Source organism: Joostella atrarenae (assembly GCF_021764745.1).
Lineage (GTDB): Bacteria > Bacteroidota > Bacteroidia > Flavobacteriales > Flavobacteriaceae > Galbibacter > Galbibacter atrarenae.
Genome location: NZ_JAETXX010000040.1, coordinates 1 through 921, shown reverse-complemented (window position 1 = coordinate 921; position 921 = coordinate 1). Strand labels below are relative to the sequence as shown.

The window sequence follows — 921 nt, the reverse complement described above, 5'->3', positions numbered from 1 at the left end:
CTCACCATTCTTAAATTCATTACTAATGATAGCGGTGAAAAATAACATACTATCTACAACTTCTTTGTCTTCCTCTTTAAAGTATTTATGTAAGCGGTGGATATTCTCTAAACAAAACTCAAACGTCCTTAAATTTTGTATGTTGTGCTTCTTGAAGAAATGGATTATTACCTTTCTTTTGTTATTCAAAAAGTCATAAAAATCTTTATCAAAAACATTTCCAATATAACCATCAAATAACTCATCATAATTCGCACTATAATTTAATATCCTACCTACAACTTTTTCTTTTATTCTGTTATAGCCGGTTTTCTTTCCTATTTCTTCTTCCGCGGAGCAGATTATTACTTTTGCGTTTTTGTGTTCAGTATATTCATTGATCAGACCTAAAATGTTTTCAGGGGGTGCAGAACATCTTTCCAAATCATCAAAACAAAATACTTTTTTAGAAATATCGAAATTTATTTTAATCCCTTTTGTTAAGTCTATCAATTGTGTTCCACGCCCAAAAATCTTTCCAGATACATTTGTTAAATTTTTTAAAAGATTAACAACGTTCTTAATTCCATTTTTTTGAAGTTTATTTGATAAGGGCAAAATACTACTGAATAAAATGCTTTCAACCTCCTTGATACTTTCAATTCCATTAAGAGAAATGTAAACAGGTTTAAAATCCATTTCTACAGCTTTTTTTTCAAGGACATTTTTCCATAGAAAGGTTTTTCCACTTCCCCATTTCCCACTAATTAATAAAGCGTAATTTGTGCTTGTTTTATTAAGGTAATTCTCAAATATTGACTCGATTTTTTTTGAATTCATATGTGTTGTTAAGTGTGTATATGGTAAAAAGGATTTCTCTGCTAGAAGTAATTGGGAAGTTGCTTACTTGATTAAGGAGCGTTTTTATGGTTCCTTAATTGA

Annotated in this window: 1 protein-coding gene; it reads right to left on the bottom strand. The window is 29.3% G+C overall.

Annotated features, from left to right (window positions below):
- The coding region (locus JM658_RS16980; protein WP_236961087.1) for a P-loop NTPase fold protein at positions 1–819 on the bottom strand (819 nt) is incomplete at its 3' end.
- Between the last annotated feature and the right edge of the window lie 102 nt (positions 820–921).